This is a genomic window from Spongiactinospora sp. TRM90649 (genome assembly GCF_029382225.1).
Classification (GTDB): Bacteria; Actinomycetota; Actinomycetes; order Streptosporangiales; family Streptosporangiaceae; genus Spongiactinospora.
Genome location: NZ_JARLTC010000056.1, coordinates 1 through 19,137 on the forward strand (window position 1 = coordinate 1; position 19,137 = coordinate 19,137).

17 protein-coding genes are annotated in these 19,137 nt (G+C 70.7%); 13 read left to right on the forward strand and 4 right to left on the reverse strand.

The window, feature by feature from the left end:
• Window positions 1–306 precede the first annotated feature (306 nt).
• Window positions 307–1,164 carry a 3,4-dihydroxyphenylacetate 2,3-dioxygenase gene (gene hpaD, locus P3X83_RS41420; RefSeq protein ID WP_277310920.1) on the forward strand — a complete coding sequence of 286 codons (858 nt, stop codon included), beginning with the start codon at window positions 307–309 and terminating at the stop codon, window positions 1,162–1,164.
• A 114-nt stretch (window positions 1,165–1,278) separates the two neighbouring features.
• Window positions 1,279–1,866 (forward strand): TetR/AcrR family transcriptional regulator, encoded by a 588-nt coding sequence (locus P3X83_RS41425; protein ID WP_277310921.1) that lies wholly within the window; start codon window positions 1,279–1,281, stop codon window positions 1,864–1,866.
• Between the two features lie 43 nt (window positions 1,867–1,909).
• On the opposite strand, the gene P3X83_RS41430 is transcribed toward P3X83_RS41425, so the two are convergent.
• Together P3X83_RS41430 and P3X83_RS41435 are read right to left on the reverse strand one after the other, a co-directional pair.
• On the reverse strand, window positions 1,910–2,854 hold the full coding sequence (locus tag P3X83_RS41430; protein ID WP_277310922.1) for an alpha/beta hydrolase: 945 nt from the start codon (window positions 2,852–2,854) through the stop codon (window positions 1,910–1,912).
• Between the two features lie 12 nt (window positions 2,855–2,866).
• Window positions 2,867–3,853 carry a methyltransferase dimerization domain-containing protein gene (locus P3X83_RS41435; protein WP_277310923.1) on the reverse strand — a complete coding sequence of 329 codons (987 nt, stop codon included), beginning with the start codon at window positions 3,851–3,853 and terminating at the stop codon, window positions 2,867–2,869.
• Between the two features lie 280 nt (window positions 3,854–4,133).
• On the opposite strand from P3X83_RS41435, the gene P3X83_RS41440 reads away from it, so the two are divergent.
• The 4 genes from P3X83_RS41440 (at window position 4,134) to P3X83_RS41455 (ending at window position 9,382) form a co-directional block, all read left to right on the forward strand.
• Window positions 4,134–5,897 carry an ABC transporter ATP-binding protein gene (locus P3X83_RS41440; protein WP_277310924.1) on the forward strand — a complete coding sequence of 588 codons (1,764 nt, stop codon included), beginning with the start codon at window positions 4,134–4,136 and terminating at the stop codon, window positions 5,895–5,897.
• A gap of 249 nt (window positions 5,898–6,146) precedes the next feature.
• Window positions 6,147–7,568 (forward strand): ABC transporter substrate-binding protein, encoded by a 1,422-nt coding sequence (locus P3X83_RS41445; RefSeq protein WP_277310925.1) that lies wholly within the window; start codon window positions 6,147–6,149, stop codon window positions 7,566–7,568.
• Between the two features lie 15 nt (window positions 7,569–7,583).
• The gene (locus P3X83_RS41450) at window positions 7,584–8,528 is read left to right on the forward strand and encodes an ABC transporter permease (protein WP_277310926.1); all 945 of its coding nucleotides are present in this window, start codon (window positions 7,584–7,586) and stop codon (window positions 8,526–8,528) included.
• Complete coding sequence (locus P3X83_RS41455; RefSeq protein ID WP_277310927.1) at window positions 8,525–9,382, forward strand: ABC transporter permease; 858 nt, start codon at window positions 8,525–8,527, stop codon at window positions 9,380–9,382. The genes P3X83_RS41450 and P3X83_RS41455 overlap by 4 nt, the downstream gene beginning before the upstream one ends.
• Window positions 9,383–9,433: 51 nt before the next feature.
• On the opposite strand, the gene P3X83_RS41460 is transcribed toward P3X83_RS41455, so the two are convergent.
• Window positions 9,434–10,780 carry an amidohydrolase family protein gene (locus P3X83_RS41460; protein ID WP_277310929.1) on the reverse strand — a complete coding sequence of 449 codons (1,347 nt, stop codon included), beginning with the start codon at window positions 10,778–10,780 and terminating at the stop codon, window positions 9,434–9,436.
• A gap of 83 nt (window positions 10,781–10,863) precedes the next feature.
• On the opposite strand from P3X83_RS41460, the gene P3X83_RS41465 reads away from it, so the two are divergent.
• The 7 genes from P3X83_RS41465 (at window position 10,864) to P3X83_RS41495 (ending at window position 18,221) form a co-directional block, all read left to right on the forward strand.
• The gene (locus P3X83_RS41465; RefSeq protein ID WP_277310931.1) at window positions 10,864–11,967 is read left to right on the forward strand and encodes a zinc-binding dehydrogenase; all 1,104 of its coding nucleotides are present in this window, start codon (window positions 10,864–10,866) and stop codon (window positions 11,965–11,967) included.
• 22 nt (window positions 11,968–11,989) lie between these two features.
• Window positions 11,990–12,949, forward strand: coding sequence for an aldo/keto reductase (locus P3X83_RS41470; protein ID WP_277310933.1), 960 nt, complete (start codon window positions 11,990–11,992; stop codon window positions 12,947–12,949).
• Entirely contained in the window at window positions 12,946–15,279 is a 2,334-nt protein-coding gene (locus P3X83_RS41475) for an arylsulfatase (RefSeq protein WP_277310934.1), read from the forward strand. Before P3X83_RS41470 ends, P3X83_RS41475 begins: the two co-directional genes overlap by 4 nt.
• A 76-nt stretch (window positions 15,280–15,355) precedes the next feature.
• Entirely contained in the window at window positions 15,356–15,928 is a 573-nt protein-coding gene (locus P3X83_RS41480; RefSeq protein WP_277310935.1) for a TetR/AcrR family transcriptional regulator, read from the forward strand.
• A 4-nt stretch (window positions 15,929–15,932) separates the two neighbouring features.
• Window positions 15,933–17,102: an FAD-dependent oxidoreductase gene (locus tag P3X83_RS41485; RefSeq protein ID WP_277310936.1), complete on the forward strand. Its 1,170-nt coding sequence runs from the start codon at window positions 15,933–15,935 to the stop codon at window positions 17,100–17,102.
• A gap of 221 nt (window positions 17,103–17,323) precedes the next feature.
• Window positions 17,324–17,488, forward strand: coding sequence for a hypothetical protein (locus tag P3X83_RS41490; RefSeq protein WP_277310937.1), 165 nt, complete (start codon window positions 17,324–17,326; stop codon window positions 17,486–17,488).
• A 70-nt stretch (window positions 17,489–17,558) separates the two neighbouring features.
• On the forward strand, window positions 17,559–18,221 hold the full coding sequence (locus P3X83_RS41495) for an iron-containing redox enzyme family protein (RefSeq protein ID WP_277310938.1): 663 nt from the start codon (window positions 17,559–17,561) through the stop codon (window positions 18,219–18,221).
• Here the strand turns inward: P3X83_RS41495 and P3X83_RS41500 are convergent.
• Entirely contained in the window at window positions 18,218–19,021 is an 804-nt protein-coding gene (locus tag P3X83_RS41500) for a hypothetical protein (protein ID WP_277310939.1), read from the reverse strand. The two genes, P3X83_RS41495 and P3X83_RS41500, sit on opposite strands and share 4 nt — an antisense overlap.
• Window positions 19,022–19,137 lie beyond the last annotated feature (116 nt).

The window sequence follows — 19,137 nt, forward strand, 5'->3', positions numbered from 1 at the left end:
CGAGTTCTCCCTCGGCGGTGAACGGGGTCACCACGGGGGCGATGGACCCGCGTATGGTGCCCGGATCCGAACGGAACTTCATGCGACCTCTTCTCCTCGACACAGGGGCGGCACTGATCGAGATGGGTTCCCACCTCGGCGAGTCTTCAAATCATATACGACATCGTTTAGGTTATGACATATGCCAAAATATCGACATACCCCCGCAGACGACTACATGACGCCCGTCACATGCGGTGGGGAGAGGAGCGTGCTTATCATGCAGATCTCGGACTGTAGGCACGGAACCGGCAGGAGGTTGACGTGATGGGAGAGGTCGTGCTGGCGGCCAAGATCACGCATGTGCCGTCCATCTGGCTGTCGATCCAGCCCGGCAAGCACTTCGGCATCCGCCGTCCGGCGGAGCTGGCCCTGACGGAGATCGGCAGGCGTGCCCGCGAGCTCGGTGCGGACACCTTCCTGATCGCCGACACGCACTGGATGAACAGCATCGGCTTCCACCTGAACGGCAAGGAGCGTCACCAGGCCACCTACGTCAGCCACGAGCTGCCGCACTTCATCCACGACCTCGCGTACGACTACCCGGGCGACCCCGAACTGGCCGAGCTGATCCGGGAGGAGATCGTCGCCGGGGGCCAGAAGGCCCGCGTGCACACCTACCAGGACCTCGGCCTGGAGTACGCCACGCTGGTCCCGATGTACTTCATGAACCAGGAGTCCGGCATCCGGGTCCTGCCCATCGGCTGCAACATCTACTCGACCATCGACGAGAACCGCCGGATCGGCGAGGCCCTGCGGCGGGCGGTGCTGCGCAGTGGCCGCAAGGTGGCCTTCCTGGCGAGCGGTTCGCTGTCGCACGCCTTCCCGCCCAACGAGATCGCCGAGTCGCTGCTCGACGAGGTCAGCAGCGAGATCAACCGGAACGTGGACCACGCCGTCCTGGAGATGTGGAACCAGGGACGGATCGCCGAGTTCCTCGATATGCTCCCTGACTACAACGCCCGCTGCACCGGTGAGGGCGCGATGGCCGACACCGCCATGCTGTTCGGGCTGCTCGGCTGGAACGACTACACCGGCAGAGGAGAGCAGCTCTGCCCGTACTTCGGCAGCAGCGGCACCGGCCAGGTGGTCGTCGACTTCCCGGTCCCAGCGCTTCGCGCCTGAGCGCGGGAGCGCTCGACCGCCGCGCCTGCTCGCGGGCGGTTGTCCTACACTGGTAGACGAAAGCGCCGTACGCGATCGAAGCCGGTGCACGACAGGCCCGCGAGGAGGTGCCGCATGCCCAAGATCATCGACCATGACCAGCGTCGTAGGGACATCATCGACGTCACCTGGGATCTGATCACCAAGGGGGGCATCGAGGCGGCCACCATGCGTGAGATCGCCGCCGCGGCCGGCTTCGCCAACGGCGCGCTGAAGCACTACTTCCCCTCCAAGGAAGACATCATCGAGGCCACCTACGAGCGGGCCCTGGCGATGATGACGGAGTACATCTCCCTTGAGGGCCTGCGCGGCCTGGCCGCCCTGCGGGTGATGTGCGAGTCCTCGATGCCGATAGACGAGAACCGCATCCTGGCCGGCCGGATCCTGCTCACCTACTGGCACACGTCGCTCGGCAACCAGAAGCTCTACGACAAGTACCTGGGGCACCTGGGCTTCTGGCGCGCGCAGTTGCACCGGCTGATCGCCGAGGGGCGCGCCGACGGCGACATCGTCACCTCGCTGCCCAACGAGCAGCTCGTGGACGAGATCGTCCTGATCAACGCCGGGGCCAACGTGATGAGCCTGGTCGGTCCGAACTACTCGACCGTCGAGCTGCAGAAGCGCCACCTGGAGTCGTTCTTCGAACGGCTCACCCGGCCCTGAGGGCACTGCGCCGGTGCGCGCGGTGACGCGCACCGGCGAAGGATCACGCGAACACGGTGCGAAGGTAGTCCGCGACGCGGGCGTGGGAGCGGGGCGAGGCCGGCAGGCTCGTGTGGAGCCCGAAGAAGCCGTGGATCTGCCCCTCGTACCTGTCCAGCTCGGTGGGCACGCCGGCCTCCGCGAGCCGGCGGGCGTACGCCTCGCCCTCGTCGCGCAGCACGTCGTACTCCGCGGTCATGACCAGGGCGGGCGGCAGCCCGGTCAGGTCGCCGGACCGGAGCGGCAGCAGGTACGGGTCGTCGAGGTCGGCGGGGCCGGTCGCGTACTGCTCGAAGAACCACCTCATCACGCCGGCCGTCATCCCGAAGCCCTCGGCGAAGTCGGCGTAGGAGCCGTATCCGTCGTCGGGGTGGCCGAAGACCGGGCAGATGAGCACCTGCGCGGCGACGCTGGGGCCGCCCCGGTCCCTGGCCATCATGGAGATCACGGTGGACAGGTTGCCCCCGGCGCTCTCCCCGCCGACGGCGACGCGCGTGCCGTCCACGCCGATCGAGGCCCCGTGCCCGGCCAGCCACTCAAGGACGGCGTAGCAGTCGCGCGGCGCGGCGGGGAACGGGTCCTCCGGAGCCAGCCGGTAGTCCACCGCCACCACGGCCACCCGCGCCGCGTTGCACACCGCCCGGGAGGAGACCTCGTTCTCCTCGATGGAGCCGATCGTCCACCCGCCGCCGTGGATCCACACGAAGGCGGGCACCGGCCCGTCGGCCTCCGGCAGGTAGACGCGCACCCGGACGTCGCCGTCCGGGCCGGGCACCAGGTGGTCGGCGACGGACGCGACCGGCTCCAGGTCGTCGGGGATGCGGAGCCCGGCGGCGAACGCGGCGCGCATCGTGGCCGCGTCCGGCAGGACGGCCGGGGCGGCCGAGGCGTCGTCGCCCGGTGCGGGGGCGGCCGCCAGGAGTTGGGCGACCGCCGGGTCCAGCGCCATGCCGATGTCCCCTCAGACCGCTTCGGCGAGCAGCAGGCGCGGGCTGCCGGGCAGGGACAGCTTGTCGAGGGTCCGCCAGCCGGTCGAGGCCAGCCAGCCGCGCACCTCGGACTCCTCGTAGACCACGGTGCCGTCGATCACCAGGTACTCACCGGCGTGCAGGGCGTCGAGCGCGCGCTGCTCGGGGTCGTCGTCGAGGAAGAAGTCGAGCAGCATGAGCCGCGCCCCGGGGGCGGCGGCGGCGCGGGCGTTGCGCAGGATGTCCAGGTTCTGCTCGGCGGTGAAGCGGTGCACCACGTGGTTCACCATGACCAGGTCGAACTCGCCCTCCGGCTTGGCGGTGTCGGTGGGGGCGCCGGTGACCACCGCCCGGTCGTCCACCCCGGCCTCGCGCACCTGCTCGGCGACCGAGTCGGCGAACGCCGGGTCGTAGACGAAGGTGGCGCGCAGGCCGGTGTTGGCGCGCAGCGCCTCCAGGGCGAAACCGCTGGACAGCCCGCCCAGGTCGAGCAGCTCGCGGTAGCCGGAGAAGTCGAAGAGGCCGCCCAGCATCTTGGCGTGCAGGGCGTTGTAGGTCATGACACCGGCCATGAACGTGCCCCAGCGCTCGGGCGACATGTCCAGATCGCCGGGGGTCGTGGTGTCCACGGTCTTGTCGAACTGCAGCCAGTGGCCGTAGCTGATCTCGTTGAGGAAGGTCAGGAACGGGCCGAGGTCGAGTTCGGAGCGGTCGCCCGCGAGGTAGGCGGCGGCCTCGTGGGTCAGCGCGTACCGGCCGTCGGTGCGGGTCAGCAGGCCGAGCGCGGCCATGCAGTCGGCCAGGATGCGGGCCATGCGCGGAGTGACGCCGGTGGCCTGGGCGATCTCGGCCGCGCCGAGGGGGCCGTCGGACAGCGCCCGGAACAGGCCGATGCGGCTGGCCGCGAAAAGCTGCTTGGCGCCCATGTAGCCGGTGGCGATGCCGACGATCGCGTGGGGCGAGGGGGGAGAGGTGGTCATGCTGGCAGACCTGCTCTTTCTGATGATGGATCATCGTACGGGGGGCTTCCTTCGCGCGTCACCCGCCGTTAATATCTACGCACGTAGACGATAACCATAGGCCGGATCGCGGTCTCGCGGTAGCTCTGTCTACAAGCGTGGAATAACCGTTGACAGTGGGGATGCGGTCTGTCAACCTTTTAGAACTATCTGGCACATGCATGACTTTTGGCAGCTCAGTGCGGGTGTGAGTCCCCCAAGGGCCTCCCGCTGACCGGTGCCAGGAAGGGAACTCTCGCGCATGTCGCTGCTCAATCTGACGGATCTGACGATCGGCGTCACCCGGGAAGCCGAAGGCGTGGAAGAACGCCTCGAACTCGTCCATGAACTCAGCCTCGACGTCGATTCGGGGAAGACGCTCTGCGTCGTGGGGGAGTCGGGCAGCGGCAAGACCGTCACCGCACTGTCGATCATCCGGCTGCTGGAGTTCGTCGCCCCGGTCTACACCGAGGGCACGATCGCCGTGGGCGGGGTGGACGTCACGCAACTGAGCGCCGAGGAGATGCGGGGCTACCGGGGCGCCAGGATCGGAATGATCTTCCAGGAGGCGCTCGACTCGCTCAACCCGGCCCTGCGGATCGGGATGCAGCTCATGGAGGCGTACCGCCAAGACGCCTCGCTGCCCGGCCAGGCGCTGCGCCGGGGCAGCAAGCACCGCGCGGTGGCGGAGGCCAAGGCCCGCGGCCTGCTGGCCGAGGTGGGGCTCGCCGACACCGACCGGATCATGAAGGCGTACCCGCACCAGTTGTCCGGCGGTATGCAGCAGCGCGTCATGATCGCGATGGCGCTGATGTCCGACCCCGACATCCTCATCGCCGACGAGCCGACCACGGCTCTCGACGTGACGACGCAGGCGGAGATCCTCACGCTGTTCCGCCGTGTGCAGCGCGAGCACCGGACGGCCTGCGTCTTCATCACCCACGACATGGGGGTGGCGGCGGAGATCGCCGACCGGATCGCGGTGATGTACCGCGGCCGGCTGGTGGAGGTCGGCAACAAGGTGGACATCCTCACCCGTCCCCGGCACCCGTACACCCGTGCGCTGCTGGAGTGCGTGCCGCAGGTCGGCGTCAGCCGCCGTAGCGGTTTTCCCACCATCTCCGAGGCCAAGCTCCGGGCGGTGACCGAGGGGACGGCGCCGGCGGGCATGTCGGTGACCGAGACCCCCACGCTGCCCGAGGCGCCCGCTCCCGCGTGGGGCACGCCGCCGCTGGTCATCGAGCGGGTCACGAAGGTCTACGGCGGGGGCTCGCGTTTCGCGCGCCGCCCCCCCGTCCGCGCCGTCAACGAGGTCTCGCTGGAGATCGCGCCCGGCGAGTTCTTCGGCCTGGTCGGTGAGTCCGGTTCGGGCAAGAGCACGCTGGGCCGGATGATCAGCGCGCTGGAGACCCCGACGTCCGGGACGATCACCTTCGGCGCGCACCAGATCGGGCCGTCCGGGCTGCGCGGCGACGAGCGTTCCTTCCGCCGTCACACGCAGCTCGTCTTCCAGGATCCGCAGAGCTCGCTGGATCCCCGGCACACGGTCGCGCGAATTGTCGCCGAACCGTTGTACGAGCTCACCAGGCTGCGCGGAGGCGACATCGACCGCCGCGTGGCCGAGCTGATCGACGAGGTCGGCCTGCCCGCCGACTGTGCCGGAAAGCTTCCCTCGCAGCTCTCCGGCGGCCAGCGGCAGCGGGTCTCCATCGCCCGCGCCGTCGCCGCCGAGCCCCAGCTGATCGTGGCCGACGAGCCGACCTCGGCGCTGGACGTCTCGGTTCAGGGCCAGGTCATGAACCTGCTGCTGCAGCTTCGCCGCGCGCACGGCATCAGCTTCCTCTTCATCACGCACAACCTCAGCCTGGTGCTGTCGGTCGCCGACCGCGTCGGGGTGATGTATCAGGGCGATCTCATCGAGGTGGGCACCCCGGCGGTCATCGCGGGCTCCTCCACCCATGACTACACCCGCCGGTTACTAGCAGCAAACCCGGATTTGTCAATCAATGTTGGCGCAAACGGCTAGCCCGGACGGATATCCTCACGACCCCCGCCCCCCTTGGATCCAAGAGCGAGAATCAGTATGAAAGTGCTCCAAAGAGGCCTGAGCTCCGTGCGAACCGGGCTGGTCTCCGCTGTGACGGTCAGTGTCATGTTCCTCGCCGGCTGTGCCGGCGGCGGGACCACGGCCGCAGGTTCCGGCAATGACTCCGGTGCTCCCATTCGCGGTGGCAATCTGGTGGTCGCCGTTCCCACCGATCCACAGTCGCTCGACATGCTTGCCAACCCCGGTCAGGTGACCGCGCACATCGGCAACCTGCTCTATGAGAAGTTGTTCGAGGTCGACAAGGACTTCGCGGCCAAGCCGATGCTGGTCGACACCTACAAGATGAGCAGCGACCGCCTGACCTATACCTTCAAACTACGCAGCGGTGTCACGTTCCACGACGGGAACCCGCTGACTACGGCCGACGTGATCGCCAGCCTGCAGCGGTGGATGAGGTTCGGCATCACCGGCCAGCAGGTCGCCACCGACGTCAAGAGCCTGAAGGCCGCCGACGACCGCACCCTCACCCTGGTGCTGAAGAAGCCGCGTTACCCGTTGATCGACGAACTGGCGAGCCCGGGGACGGAGATCTACGAGGCGAAGAACCTTAAGGGGCTCCAGCCTACCGGCTTCGGGCAGGCCGGCGCCGTCGGCACCGGTCCGTACAAGCTGCAGGCGTGGGACATCGGCCAGCAGGTGGTGCTGGAAAGGTATGACGCTTACACTTCCCGGGCGGAAGATGACTGGGGCGGGCAGTCTGGGGCGAAGCACGCATACCTCAACACCATCACCTACAAGGTGGTCGCCGACCAGGACGCCGTGGTGAACGGCCTGCAGACCGGTCAGTGGCAGCACGCGATGCCCAGCGACGACCAGTACGTCTCGCTCAAGGGCAACCCCGCCGTGGTGGTCAGCAACCTCGTGGGCGCGAACCAGAACGTGATCATCCCCAACTTCAACAAGGGATCCAAGTTCTCCGACATCCGGGCCCGCCAGGCGCTCAACCTGCTGATGGACAAGCAGGCCATGAACGCCGCGACCGGTGGCGGCCCCGACCTCACCATCGAGGTGGGCTCGCTGGTCTCCCAGGACAGCAAGGCGCTGTACTCCACCGCCGGCGACGACATCTACAAGCAGCACGACCCGGCCAAGGCCAGGGAGCTGTTCGCGCAGGCGGGCATCAACGCCGGTGACACCGTGCGGATCCTCACCTCCAACAGCTACCCGCAGTTCAGCCAGTGGGCGGTGCTGCTCCAGGACCAGCTCTCCAAGATCGACATCAAGACGAAGATCGACACCTTCGACTTCCCGACGATGCTCGGCACCATCACCAAGGACCCGGGCGGCTGGGACATCACCACCCTGTTCTTCAACGCCGCGCTGACCTCGCCCTCGCAGTTGCCCGCGCTGACCCTCGGCGCGTTCAACGGGTCCGCCTCTCCGGAGATGGCCAGGCTGGTCACCGAATACAACGCGGTCACCACGCCGGAGGACGCGAGGCGGGTGATGAACCGGATGCAGGCCCTGGTGTGGGAGCAGCTTCCCGTCATCACGCTGAGCCAGTCCCGGCTGTACGCGGCCTACTCGCCCAAGCTCAAGGGGTACGACACGTTCTACCGCGTGTTCTGGAACTCCTGGCTGCAGAAGTGACCGGGGGAGGGGCATATGGCGGGTCTCCTGCTTCGCCGACTGCGTGATCTGGTCTTCATCCTCCTGATCGTGGGCACGATGATGTTCTTCATCGTGCGGCTGATGCCCGGCGATCCCGCGATCGCCATCCTCGGCCCCACCGCGAGACCCGCGGACGTGGACGCGCTGCGGGAGAGCATGGGGCTCACCGGCTCACTGTGGACGCAGTACCTGAGCTGGCTGGGCAACGTCGTTCAGGGCGACTTCGGCGCGTCGATCACCTTCCACGCGCCGGTCGTCGGGGTGGTGCTCGACCACTTCGTGCCGACGCTGACCCTGGCCCTGATCAGCACGGTGATCAGCTTCGCGGTGGCGGTGCTGATCACCTTCTGGAACGCGGTGTCGCCGCGCAACCCGGTGGCCAGGGTGGTCGCGCAGATCTCCGGGCTGGGCATGGCGATCCCGGACTTCTGGATCGCGCTGATCCTGGTGCTGGTGTTCGCGGTGACGCTGCGCTGGTTCCCCTCCAGCGGGTACGCGGACCTGTTCACCGACCCGGTCGCCGCGGTGCCGATGCTGGTGCTGCCGGTGCTCTGCCTGGTCATCGGGCAGTCGGCGCTGTTCACCCTGACGCTGCGGGAGAGCGTGCTCGGCGAGCTGCCGCAGACCTACCTGCGCACGGCCCGCGTCAAGGGCCTGCCGGAACGGCAGGTGATGCTGCGGCACGTGCTGCCGAACGCGCTCATGCCGCTGGTCACGCAGCTCGGCAGCAACTTCGCGATGATGATCGGGGGGATTGTGATCATCGAGTCGATCTTCGTGATCCCCGGTCTCGGGTCGCTCCTCATGGGCGCCGTGTTCACCCGCGACTTCCCGCTGGTGCAGGGGGTCACGCTGTTCGTGGCGCTCATGTTCGTGCTGGTGAACCTGCTCGTCGACCTGTCGTACGCGCTGCTCGACCCGAAGGTGCGTGTCTTTTGAGCGGGACGTTGCGGCGTAATCCGCTGCTTACCGGGGCCATCGCGGTGCTCGGCCTGATCGTGCTCGCCGTGGTGATCCTGCCGGTCTTCCTGCCGGAGCCGAACGCGACCGATCCGATCAACCGGCTGCTCCCGCCGTCGGCGGGGCACCTGCTGGGCACCGACTCCTTCGGGCGCGACGTGTTCAGCCGGCTGGTGTCGGGCGGCCGGGCCTCGCTGGGGCTCTCGGCGCTCATCACGGTCTGCGCCGCGTTCACCGGCATGGTGATCGGCCTGGTCAGCGGATTCTACCGGACGGTCGACGCGGTGGTCATGCGCGTGATGGACGCCTGGATGTCGTTCCCGGCGATCATCCTGGCCATGGCCCTGGCCATCGGCCTGGGGGCGAGCATCTGGACCGAGCTGATCGCGCTGAGCGTGATCTTCACGCCGTTCACCGCCCGGGTGATCCGGAGCCGGGTGCTCAGCGTCGCGGAACGGCAGTACATCGGGGCGGCCCGGGTGTCCGGGATGCGCCCGGCGAAGATCCTCTTCGTGCACGTGCTGCCGAACGTGCTGCCGCTGGCGCTGGTCCAGGTGGTCATCCTGTCGGCCTCGGCGATGCTGGTGGACGGGGCGATGAGCTTCCTTGGGATGGGCATCGCGCCGCCTACGCCGACCTGGGGCAACATGATCGCCGAAGGGCGGTCGTACCTGACCCAGGCGCCGTGGCTGATCGTGGCCCCCGGGTTCGCGATCATGCTGTGCGTGTTCCTGCTCAACCAGATCGGGACGTCGCTGCGGGACGTGGTGGACCCGCGGTCGCGGTCGCTGAACGAGCTGCAGCGGCTGCGGGCGCGTACCGCGGTGCGGTAAGGACGACGTCATGACCCGGCGCCCGGCGATTCCGCCGGGCGCCGGGTCATGTCAGGCCTCGCGCCGGTGCACGACCCGCCCGCCGGCGATCGTCAGGTCGATCTCCACGCCCGGCAGGGCGTCGGGCGAGGCGGTGAGCGGATCGCCGGCCAGTACGCAGAAGTCGGCGGCCTTGCCCGGCTCCAGCGATCCCTTCCAGTCCTCCGCGCCGTCCTGTACGGCGGGCGCCGTGGTGTAGCAGCGCAGCAGCCGGGTCATCAGCGCCGGGTCGGCCCCGGAGACGCCCAGCAGCCGGAAGGCGGCCGCGATCTGGACCCGCCAGTCGGGCGTGGTCACCGGGCCGTCGCTGCTGAGGGTGAAGTTGACCGGCGCGGCGAGGAGTTCGGCCAGCGGCCAGGCCGAGCCCGCCACGTCCTGGCCGAGTGCGTCGGCGACCATGCCCGAGGTGGCCAGCGCGATCATCGGCTGGGTGGTGAGCCCCATGCCGAGCCGTGCCATCCGGGCGATCTGCTCGGGGGTCACCAGGTCGCCGTGGATGACGTAGTGCCGCGCGCCCGCGCCGCCCTCCCTCTCCACCGCGTCGATCACCGATCCGATGGACCGGTCGCCGGTGGCGTGCACGCCCACCTGGAGGCCGTCGCGGTGGGCCAGCGCGATCATCGTGTGCAGGTTGCGCTCGCGCTCGTCCGCGCCGTCCCCGCCGACCAGCAGGCCGCCGGTCGTGCCGTCGGGGTATGGGTGGCAGGTCCAGGCCGAGCGCATCGGCGGGATGCCGTCGGCGAAGATCTTCAGACCGGCCACGCGGAGCCACTCGGGGTCGGTGGGCGGGAGCGCGGCGCCCAGGCCGTGCTCGACGTCCGCCAGGGCGCTCGGGCCGTCCAGTTCGCCGAACAGGCGCAGCACGGTGACCCGGGAGGTCAGCGCGCCCTCCTTGGCCAGGGCGATGTAGGTGTCGAGCACGGCCTGGGTGAAGCAGCCGGTCTCGCCTTCGTCCTCGCCGGGTCCGAGCCCCGGCTCGGTGTAGCTGGTGATGCCGAAGGAGGCGCAGACCTGGCCCGCGCGCAGGATGGCCGCGCGGCGGGCGGGCTCGTCGGCGATCAGGCGGCCCGCGTGCCCGGACAGGCCCTTCTCGCTGATCAGCGTCTCCGGCCAGACCGCGCCCAGCCAGGCCGCGTGCAGGTGCGAGTCGTTGATCCCGGGTATCACCGTGCGATCCGCCAGGTCTATCACCCGGGTCCGGGGGCCGATGAACGGCCGCAGGTCCGCCTCGTCGCCGAGGGCGGCGATCCGGCCGTCGCGGACGGCGAGGCCGTCCGCCCTGCCATCGCTCTCGTCGAACGTGAGCACGTCACCGCCGACCGCGACAAGGTCCGCGTCTACGCTCTGATCCGCCGCCACCGCGTTCCTCCAGGGGGCTGTAACTTAATTGTCAACGAGTGTAGATTAACCATCCTCAGCTCGTTAAGGCCACGAAGGTGACAATGCCTACGAAAACCACTGCTGCCGTACTCACCGAACACGGACGGCCTCTCAGCCTCCAGGACGTACCGCTGCCCGAGGAGGTCGAGCCGGGCGCCGCACTGGTCCGCATCACGTGCACCACCCTGTGCGGCACCGACGTCCACATATGGGGCGGTCAGATGACCTTCCCCGGCATGCTGCCGATGATCCTGGGCCACGAGATGGTCGGCGAGGTCGTGGCGGTCGGCGAGGGCACCACCGACACCCTCGGCCGCCCCATCGGCGAAGGCGACCGGATCGGCTGGTCGGAGTCCACCTGCGGCAAGTGCTACGGATGTTCCGTGCTGCGCGAGCCGGTCGCGTGCTCCAGCCGGGGCTACGGCTTCATGCAGCGCTCCGACCGCCCGCCGTACGCGACCGGCGGACTGGTCGAGTACTGCTACGTGACCCCCGGCGCGGCCAAGCTGCTGCTCCCCGGCGACGTCAAGGACACCTGGGCGGCGATGTCGGGTTGCGCGGCCAAGACCGTGCTGCGCGCGGTGGACCGGGCGGGCGGCATCCGCGCCGGGTCCAGCGTGGTGGTCCAGGGCGCGGGCGCGCTCGGCATCTTCGCCACCGCCGTGGCCCGCATCGCGGGCGCGGGAACGATCGTCACCGTCGGCGGCCCGGACGACCGCCTGGACGCGGCCCGCCGCTTCGGCGCGAGCGCCACCGTCTCGGTGGACCTGAGCAAGGAGGAGCGCGTCGCCGCGATCGGTGAGGCCCTCGGCGAGCGCGGCGCGGACTACGTCTTCGACCTCGCCGGGGCCCCCACGGTCATCGAGGAGGCCGTCTCGGTGGCCGCCCAGCGCGGCACCGTGGTAGTGGTCGGAACGACCGGTTTCGGGCTCTCCGGGGTTCCGCTGGGCGCGGTGATGGGCAAGGAGCTGACCGTGCTCGGCTCGCTCAACGGCGACATCGCCGACTACCACCGGGCCGTCGGGTTCTTCCAGACCTTCACCGACCGGATGCCGTGGGACGAGCTCTTCAGCAAGCCGGTCGGGCTGTCGGGGGCTTCGGACCGGGTGGAGTCGATGTCCCGCCTCGGAGAGATCAAGGCCGTCATCGACCCCCGCCTGCCCTAACTGAAGAAGAGAGAGCGTCAACATGCAGAACACCCCTATTCCCCGCCGCCGCATCGGCCGTACCGACCTGGAGACGGGCGTCCTGGCCCTCGGCTCCTGGCACACCTACGACCGGATGGACTTCACCGACGCGGTGACCATGATCCGCGAGGCGGTCGATGCCGGGATCAACCTGTTCGACGTGGGCGTCTACGGCTTCCCCGGCATGACGCCGGTGTTCACCGACGTCATCTTCTCCGCGATGGTGCGCGCCGCCGGGCTGCGCCGCGAGGACTACCTGCTGTCCTCGAAGCTGTGGCTGGAGGGCTACCCGGACCACGGCCTGCGTCCCCAGCTTGAGAACGCGCTCTTCCGGGCCGGCGTCGAGCACGCCGACATCGTGGTGCTGGGCGACCTGCGCACCGAGGGCGTCAACCTGCACCAGCTCGTCATCGACATGAACGAGCTGCGCACCGCCGGGCTGATCCGGGCCTGGGGCGTGAACAACTGGTCGGCCGCCAACGTGCAGACGCTGATCAACGCCGCGGCCGGCGAGGGACTCGAAGGGCCCGCCATGGCCCAGCTCAAGTACAGCGTCTCGCGCCGCTCCATCCCGGACGGCACGCCGTTCGCGCGGATCTTCGAGCAGGGCGTCAGCCTGGAGTCCTCCGACGTGCTGGAGGGCGGCGTGATCCTGGGCAAGGGCTCCGCCCGCCAGGTCGGCCGCGACCCCGGCGAGATCAGGAAGCGCATCGCCGAGTCCGCGCCCGAGCTGGCGCGCATCGCCGACGAGATGGGCGCCACGCCCGCGCAGGTCTGCGTGGCCTTCACGCTCACCCACCCGGCCAACGCCACTACCCTGTTCGGGGCGACCAGCCTGGAGCAGGTCCGCGACAACCTGGCCGCCGTGGCGCTGGTGGACAAGATCGGCGCCGCCGAGCTGCGCGCCCGCGTCGAGCCGCTGTGGGCGGACAAGGACGTCGTCGACCCGGAGGGCCCGTGACCACGGCCGGTGCCCAGACCCCCGCGAGCCGGGGATACGAAGGCTTCGGCGGGACGGCCCGCGAGCTCGCCTCGCAGTCGTCCCCGTGGTGGCCCCGGGCCGGGCGCGCCCGGCCCGGAGCCCCGAACGTGGTCGTGGTGCTGGTGGACGACCTGGGGTTCAGCGACCTGTCGCCGTTCGGCGCGGAGATCGACACCCCGCACACGCAGGCACTCGCCGACACCGGGTACCGGCTGACCAACTACCACAGCACGCCGCTGTGCTCGCCGTCCCGGGCCGCCCTGATGACCGGGATCAATCCGCACCGGGCCGGGTTCGCGACCGTCGCGCACGTGGACCCCGGCTACCCCGGCTACCGGATGGAGATCCCGCACGACGTGCCGACGCTGGCCGAGTCGTTCCGGGCGGGCGGATACGCGACCTTCATGGTCGGCAAGTGGCATCTGACCGGTGAGGCCCGGTTGCACGACGGCGCGGACAAGAGCTCCTGGCCGCTGCAGCGGGGCTTCGACCGCTACTACGGCTCGATGGACGGCTTCACCTCGCTCTTCCATCCGCACCGCCTGATCAGCGACAACGGCCCGGCGCCCGACGCGGACCACGCCGACGGCCGCTACCTCACCGACACCCTCACCGACCAGGCCCTCGGCATGATCAAGGGGCTGCGGGCCGGAGACGCCACCAGGCCGTTCTTCCTCTACTTCGCCCACCAGGCGGTCCACGGCCCCGTGCAGGCCAAGGCCGCCGACATCGAGAAGTACCGGGGCCGCTACGACGAAGGCTGGGGACGCGTCCGTGCGGAGCGCTTCCGCCGTCAGATCAGGGACGGGCTCTTCCCGGAGGGCACCGTGCCGTCCGGGGCCAAGCCGGGGGAGACGCTCGGCGTCCCCTCGTGGGACGAGCTGAGCCCCGAGCGCAGGGCGCTGTTCGCCCGGCACATGGAGGTGTACGCGGCGGCGGTGGACGCCGTGGACCAGAGCCTTGGCAGGCTGGTCGCGCACCTGCGGCGGATCGGCGAGCTGGACAACACGATCATTGTGGTGACCAGCGACAACGGGGCCACCGGCGAAGGCGGTGTGGACGGCACGCGCAGCTATTTCAGCCGCTTCGTGCACCTGGCGGGCCTGCCCGCCGACTGGTGCCCCGACGTGCCCCGCGACCCCTCCCTGATCGGCGGCCCGCGCGTGCACGGGCACTACCCGCGCGGCTGGGCGCACGTCTCCAACACGCCGTTCCGGCTCTACAAGGGCCACGCCCACGCGGGCGGGGTGCACGTCCCGTTCGTCCTGTCCTGGCCCGCCGGGCTGCCCAGGCGGGAAGGCGACGGCGGGGTGCGCGACCAGTTCGCGTACGTGACCGACGTCGCTCCCACGCTCCTGGCCCTCGCCGGGGTGGAACGCCCCGCCGAGCGCGCGGGCGCACCCGCCCAGGACATCGACGGCGTCTCCTTCGGCCACCTGCTGGCCGACGCGGGACAGGCGGGCGCGCACCGCACGCAGTACGTCGAGTGCATGGGGCAGCGCGCCTACTTCGCCGGCGACTACAAGATCATCTCATCGCACGTGCCGGGCACACCGTTCACCGAGGACGCCTGGGAGCTGTACGACATCGCCTCCGATCCGGCCGAGACCACCGATCTGGCCGCCGAGAGGCCCGGCCGGGTCGCCGAGATGGCCGCGAGCTGGCGCGAGGCCGCCTGGCTGAACACCGTCTTCCCGCTCGCCGACACCCCCGACGTCCTGAACACCCGCCCGGCCACGGAACTGGCGCTATCGCGGCCGGTCACACTCTACCCGGGCACCCCGGCGCTGGAGCGGTTCCGGTCGAGCAGGCTGACCTCGCTGCGGTCGTTCGTGGTCGAGGCGTCGCTGGACTACCGGGCCGGAGACGAGGGCGTCATCGTGGCCCACGGCGACCAGGGCGGCGGCTACGTGCTGTTCGTCGAGGACGGCGAGCTGCGGCTGACCTACAACGCCTACGGCAGCCCGGTCCGGGCGGGCGATGCGCTGCCCGGCCCCGGCCCGGTGACCGTCACCGCCCGCTTCACCGCCCTCCCCGAGATGCGCTGGGACATCGACGTGGCGGCAGGGGAGACTCGCGGGTTCCGGATCGAGGCGGTCCCCCAGCTTCTCGGCATGGCCCCCTTCACCGGCATCAGCGTGGGCCACGACCACGGCGGCCCGGTGGACTGGGACCTGCGTGAGCGGTGTGGAACGTTCCATTACCGCCGTGGGCTGGAGTGCGTCCGCTACGTCCCGGGCCCGAAGGCCGCCTACAACCCGGAGATCATCGCGATGGCCGAGGAGGCGGGGCAGCGCGCCATCGAGTGACCCGTGGAGGGGCCGTGCTAGTATCTGGGCAAATGTCCAAGGTGAACGTCCAGGGCACTTGTCCATGAGGTACGGCATGGCGAAGGCGGCCGAGCGCGGCCACGCGACCCGGCAGCGGTTGTTCCAGGCCGCCGTGGAGCTGATCGGCGAGGTCGGCTGGAGCAACGTGACCACGCGGCTGGTCGCCGAACGCGCGGGGGTGGCGCCGGGCGTGGTGCACTACCACTTCGGCTCGGTGACCGAGCTGCTGGTCGAGGCGTCCACCGCCGTCGCGGGCGAGATGCTCGACGGCATCGCGCGGGAGGTGACCGCCCTGCCCGGCATCGGGGAGGGCGTCGACCGGCTGCTCGGCGAGATGGCCCGCTACACCGGCACCGATCCCGCCTCCCTGCTGATCGCCGAGATGTACCTCGCCTCCGCGCGGCTGCCCGAGCTGCGCGAGCGGCTCGCCGGGCTGCTTCTCGATCTGCGGGGGCGGCTCGCCGGGTGGCTGCGCGAGCACGGGCATCCGGGCGACGCCTCGGCCGCGGCGACCGTGCTCGTCGCGGCCGTGGACGGCCTGGTGCTGCACCGGGGCATCGACCCCGGCATGGACGTCGCCGCCCTGGGCGCGCCCTTGAGGGCCATGCTGACGCTGCGAGAGGGGTAGTCCAATGAAGGCGCTCATCTGCGGAGCCGGGATAGCCGGCCTCACCCTTGCCTGGCACCTGGAACGGGCGGGCTGGGAGGTGGAGGTCGTCGAGCGGTCGGCGGTGTTCCGCGACGGCGGCTACATGATCGACTTCTATGGCGCGGGCCTGGAGGTGGCCGACCGGATGGGGCTGGCCGATCGGCTGCGCGAGGTGCGCCACCCGGTGTCGGAGATCGGCTACGTCGATCGGAACGGCCGCCAGACCTCCCGCCTGGCCATGGGGTCCGGTTTCGACGGGGTGATCAGCCTGCTGCGCGGCGACCTCGCCAGGATCATCCGGGACGACACCCGGGCGGAGATCCGGTACGCCACGAGCGTCGCGGAGATCCGGCCCGGCGGCGAGGCCGTCACCGTCGGCCTCACCGACGGCACGACGCGCACGGTGGACCTGCTGGTGGGCGCGGACGGCGTGCACTCCACCGTGCGCGGCCAGGCCTTCGGCCCCGGCGATCAGATCCGCTACCTGGGGCATCACGTCGCCGCGTACACGTTGACCGACGCCCGGCTCAGCCGTCTGATCGGGCCGCGCTACCGGATGCTGACCGTGCCCGGCCGGATGGCCGGGGGCTACGCGCTGGGCGGCGACCGGCTCGCCGTGCTGTTCCTGCGCGCCGAGCCCGACCCGGAGCCGCCGCGCGATCCGGTCGCCGCGCTGCGTGAGCACTTCGGCGACCTCGGCTGGATCCTCCCCGGCGTGCTGCGCGCCGAGCCCGCCGACATCTACTACGACCAGGTCTCCCAGGTCGAGGCGAGCAAGTGGAGCCACGGCCGGGTGGCCCTGCTCGGCGATGCCTGCCAGGCGGTCTCGCTGTTCGCCGGGCACGGCGCGTCCATGGCCATGGCCGCCGCGTGGGTGATGGCGGACGAGCTGGCCGCCACGCCCGGCGACGTGCCGGGCTCGCTCGGGCGCTACGAGCGCCGGATGCGGCCCGTCATCGCCGAGGTGCAGGCGTTCGGCCGTCGGTTCATCCGGTGGATGGCCCCGCCGAGCAGGTTCCGCATCGCCGCCCGCGACGGGCTGCTGCGGCTGGCCGGGCTGCCCGGGATGGACCGGCTCTTTCTCTCCTCCCTGACTCCCGGCGGGCACGGGCTCATCACGGGGCGGTCGGCGACCGACGTTACAAACAGGTAGGAAATTAGCGAATAGCTCAAGTGTCGTCGGCCACCCGCATATTTCATTTTATGTAAATCAGGGGCATTTACCGGGAAATGGTGGCACGCTCCATGATTCCGGCTTTTGGCAGGCCCTGTGGCGCCTAGGATAATCGCCGTCCGGCGGCGGAACTCGGGCCCGGAAACGCCGGTCCCGCTGGGAACCCGTACGGCGACTCCGCCGGGGGAACGGCCGGCGAGGTGCTGCTGCGCCGGGGCTGGGTTCGCCTGGACGCCGACCCCGGCAGGCCGCTGAGCCGGGGGTTCAGCGGCGGCGGGCTGCGGTCCGCCGACTACCGGGCCGTGGTCGCCCTGATCGGGCACGCGCACACCAGCGGAAACCGGGGCCGGGCCATCAGCGAATGAACCGGTGAATGAACCGGGTCCATGCCCGATCCGAACCGGACGGCAAGCGCCACGCGGGAGGGTCTGGGACGTGATCGGGGCGGGCGAGGCGTTGCGGGCGAAGATCGAACTGGTGCTGCCCGGCTACCTCGCCACCGTGCGCGCCATGTGGGACGGCGACGCCGCCGCGCGCTACCCCGGCTACCTCGCCATGCTGCACACGGTGATGCGGGCCAGCGTGCCGCTGCTGGAGGCGGCCCTGGCCGAGTGCCGCGCCCGCGCCGACCGCGACCCGGTGGCGGGGCGGCTGGCCGGCTACTACGCCCGGCACGCGCGCGAGGAACGCGGGCACGACGAGTGGGTGCGCCAGGACCTGGCCGCGCTCGGCGAGGACCCGGACGGCCCGCTCGCGCACGCGCCGGGCGCGGCGGTGGCGGGCCTGGTCGGCGCGCAGTACTACTGGCTGCGGCACTACCACCCGTGTTCGCTGCTGGGCTACATCGCGGTGGTGGAGGGCTACCCGCCCTCGCCGGGGTGGGTGGGGTGGCTGCGCCGTACGACGGGGCACCCGGCCGCCGCCTTCCGCACGCTGACCAGGCACGCCGAACTGGACCCGGGACACCGCGACGACCTCTACCGCCTGCTCGGCGACCTGCCGCTGACGCCCGAGCAGGAGTCCGCCATCGGCCTGAGCGCGCTGCACACGCTGCGCGGCCTCATCGCGCTGCTCGGCACCGGGCAAACCGGCCCCTAGCCGGTCTGGGCGCGGGCGAGCAGGTGCCCGCACAGGTCGCAGATCCCCCGCATGGGCCGTCCGGCCAGATCCCGGTACGGCTCGGCGGCGGTGAGCGCCCCCAGCCCGGTCCGGCCGAACGCGGTCAGCAGCGGATCGTCGCGCAACTCGGCCAGCGCCGCCGTCACCTCGGCGGCGGTGGTCGCCCGGCGGCGTAGCGCGGGCGGGCCCGCCCCCATGACGACGTTCTCGTCGCAGCAGCCCAGCACCCAGCCGTCGTAGCGGACCACGGGGGCGTCCACGATGGGGCAGCGCCCGAACGAGCCGCCGGGGGCGGAGGGAGGCGGGGGCAGGAAGTGCGCGGCCCGGCCGTACGGCAGCAGCGGCACGGGACGTACCTCGGCCACCCGGGACCAGCCGGGGCCGAGCGCCTCGGTGAGCGCACGGGCGGCGGTCTCGCGTTCGCGCGGCGTGTCCAGCACCTGGCACACCAGATGGGCGCCCGCCGCCACCACGGCGCGGACCGCCCCGGCGAACGCGGGTGCGGGCATGCGGGCGGCGTGAAAGGCGTCGCCGCCGAGCACCACGCAGCTCGCCAGCCGGAGCACGCCGCCGATCCACGCGGGCGGGTCGCCGGACGTGCCCCACACGCCGCTCGTGTAGAGGACCAGCAGCCTGCCGGTGGCCGTGATCCGCCGGGCCGCGAGGCTGAGCGCCCGCCGCTCCGCGAACGGCTCCCCACCGGAGATCGCCACGACCCCGAGCCCCGGCGAGGCGCACAGCCCGTCGAGCATCGCCTCGAACAGCCCGAAGTCCGTCACCCTCGGCCCGTCCCTCCGCGACCCCACGCTGCAATGCGCACACCCCACCGGACACGTATCGGTGAGATGCAACAACCCCGCCCCCCACCGCACCCCCCGGGCCCGCTCGACCTCCG

What these genes read in the sequence shown, in the direction of transcription:
- hpaD (WP_277310920.1), top strand. Translation starts at nt 307, where the DNA reads ATGGGAGAGGTCGTGCTGGCGGCCAAGATCACGCATGTGCCGTCCATC.
- P3X83_RS41435 (WP_277310923.1), bottom strand. Translation starts at nt 3,853, where the DNA reads ATGACCACCTCTCCCCCCTCGCCCCACGCGATCGTCGGCATCGCCACC.
- P3X83_RS41470 (WP_277310933.1), top strand. Translation starts at nt 11,990, where the DNA reads ATGCAGAACACCCCTATTCCCCGCCGCCGCATCGGCCGTACCGACCTG.
- P3X83_RS41425 (WP_277310921.1), top strand. Translation starts at nt 1,279, where the DNA reads ATGCCCAAGATCATCGACCATGACCAGCGTCGTAGGGACATCATCGAC.
- P3X83_RS41485 (WP_277310936.1), top strand. Translation starts at nt 15,933, where the DNA reads ATGAAGGCGCTCATCTGCGGAGCCGGGATAGCCGGCCTCACCCTTGCC.
- P3X83_RS41445 (WP_277310925.1), top strand. Translation starts at nt 6,147, where the DNA reads ATGCTTGCCAACCCCGGTCAGGTGACCGCGCACATCGGCAACCTGCTC.
- P3X83_RS41440 (WP_277310924.1), top strand. Translation starts at nt 4,134, where the DNA reads ATGTCGCTGCTCAATCTGACGGATCTGACGATCGGCGTCACCCGGGAA.
- P3X83_RS41480 (WP_277310935.1), top strand. Translation starts at nt 15,356, where the DNA reads ATGGCGAAGGCGGCCGAGCGCGGCCACGCGACCCGGCAGCGGTTGTTC.
- P3X83_RS41430 (WP_277310922.1), bottom strand. Translation starts at nt 2,854, where the DNA reads ATGGCGCTGGACCCGGCGGTCGCCCAACTCCTGGCGGCCGCCCCCGCA.
- P3X83_RS41465 (WP_277310931.1), top strand. Translation starts at nt 10,864, where the DNA reads ATGCCTACGAAAACCACTGCTGCCGTACTCACCGAACACGGACGGCCT.
- P3X83_RS41450 (WP_277310926.1), top strand. Translation starts at nt 7,584, where the DNA reads ATGGCGGGTCTCCTGCTTCGCCGACTGCGTGATCTGGTCTTCATCCTC.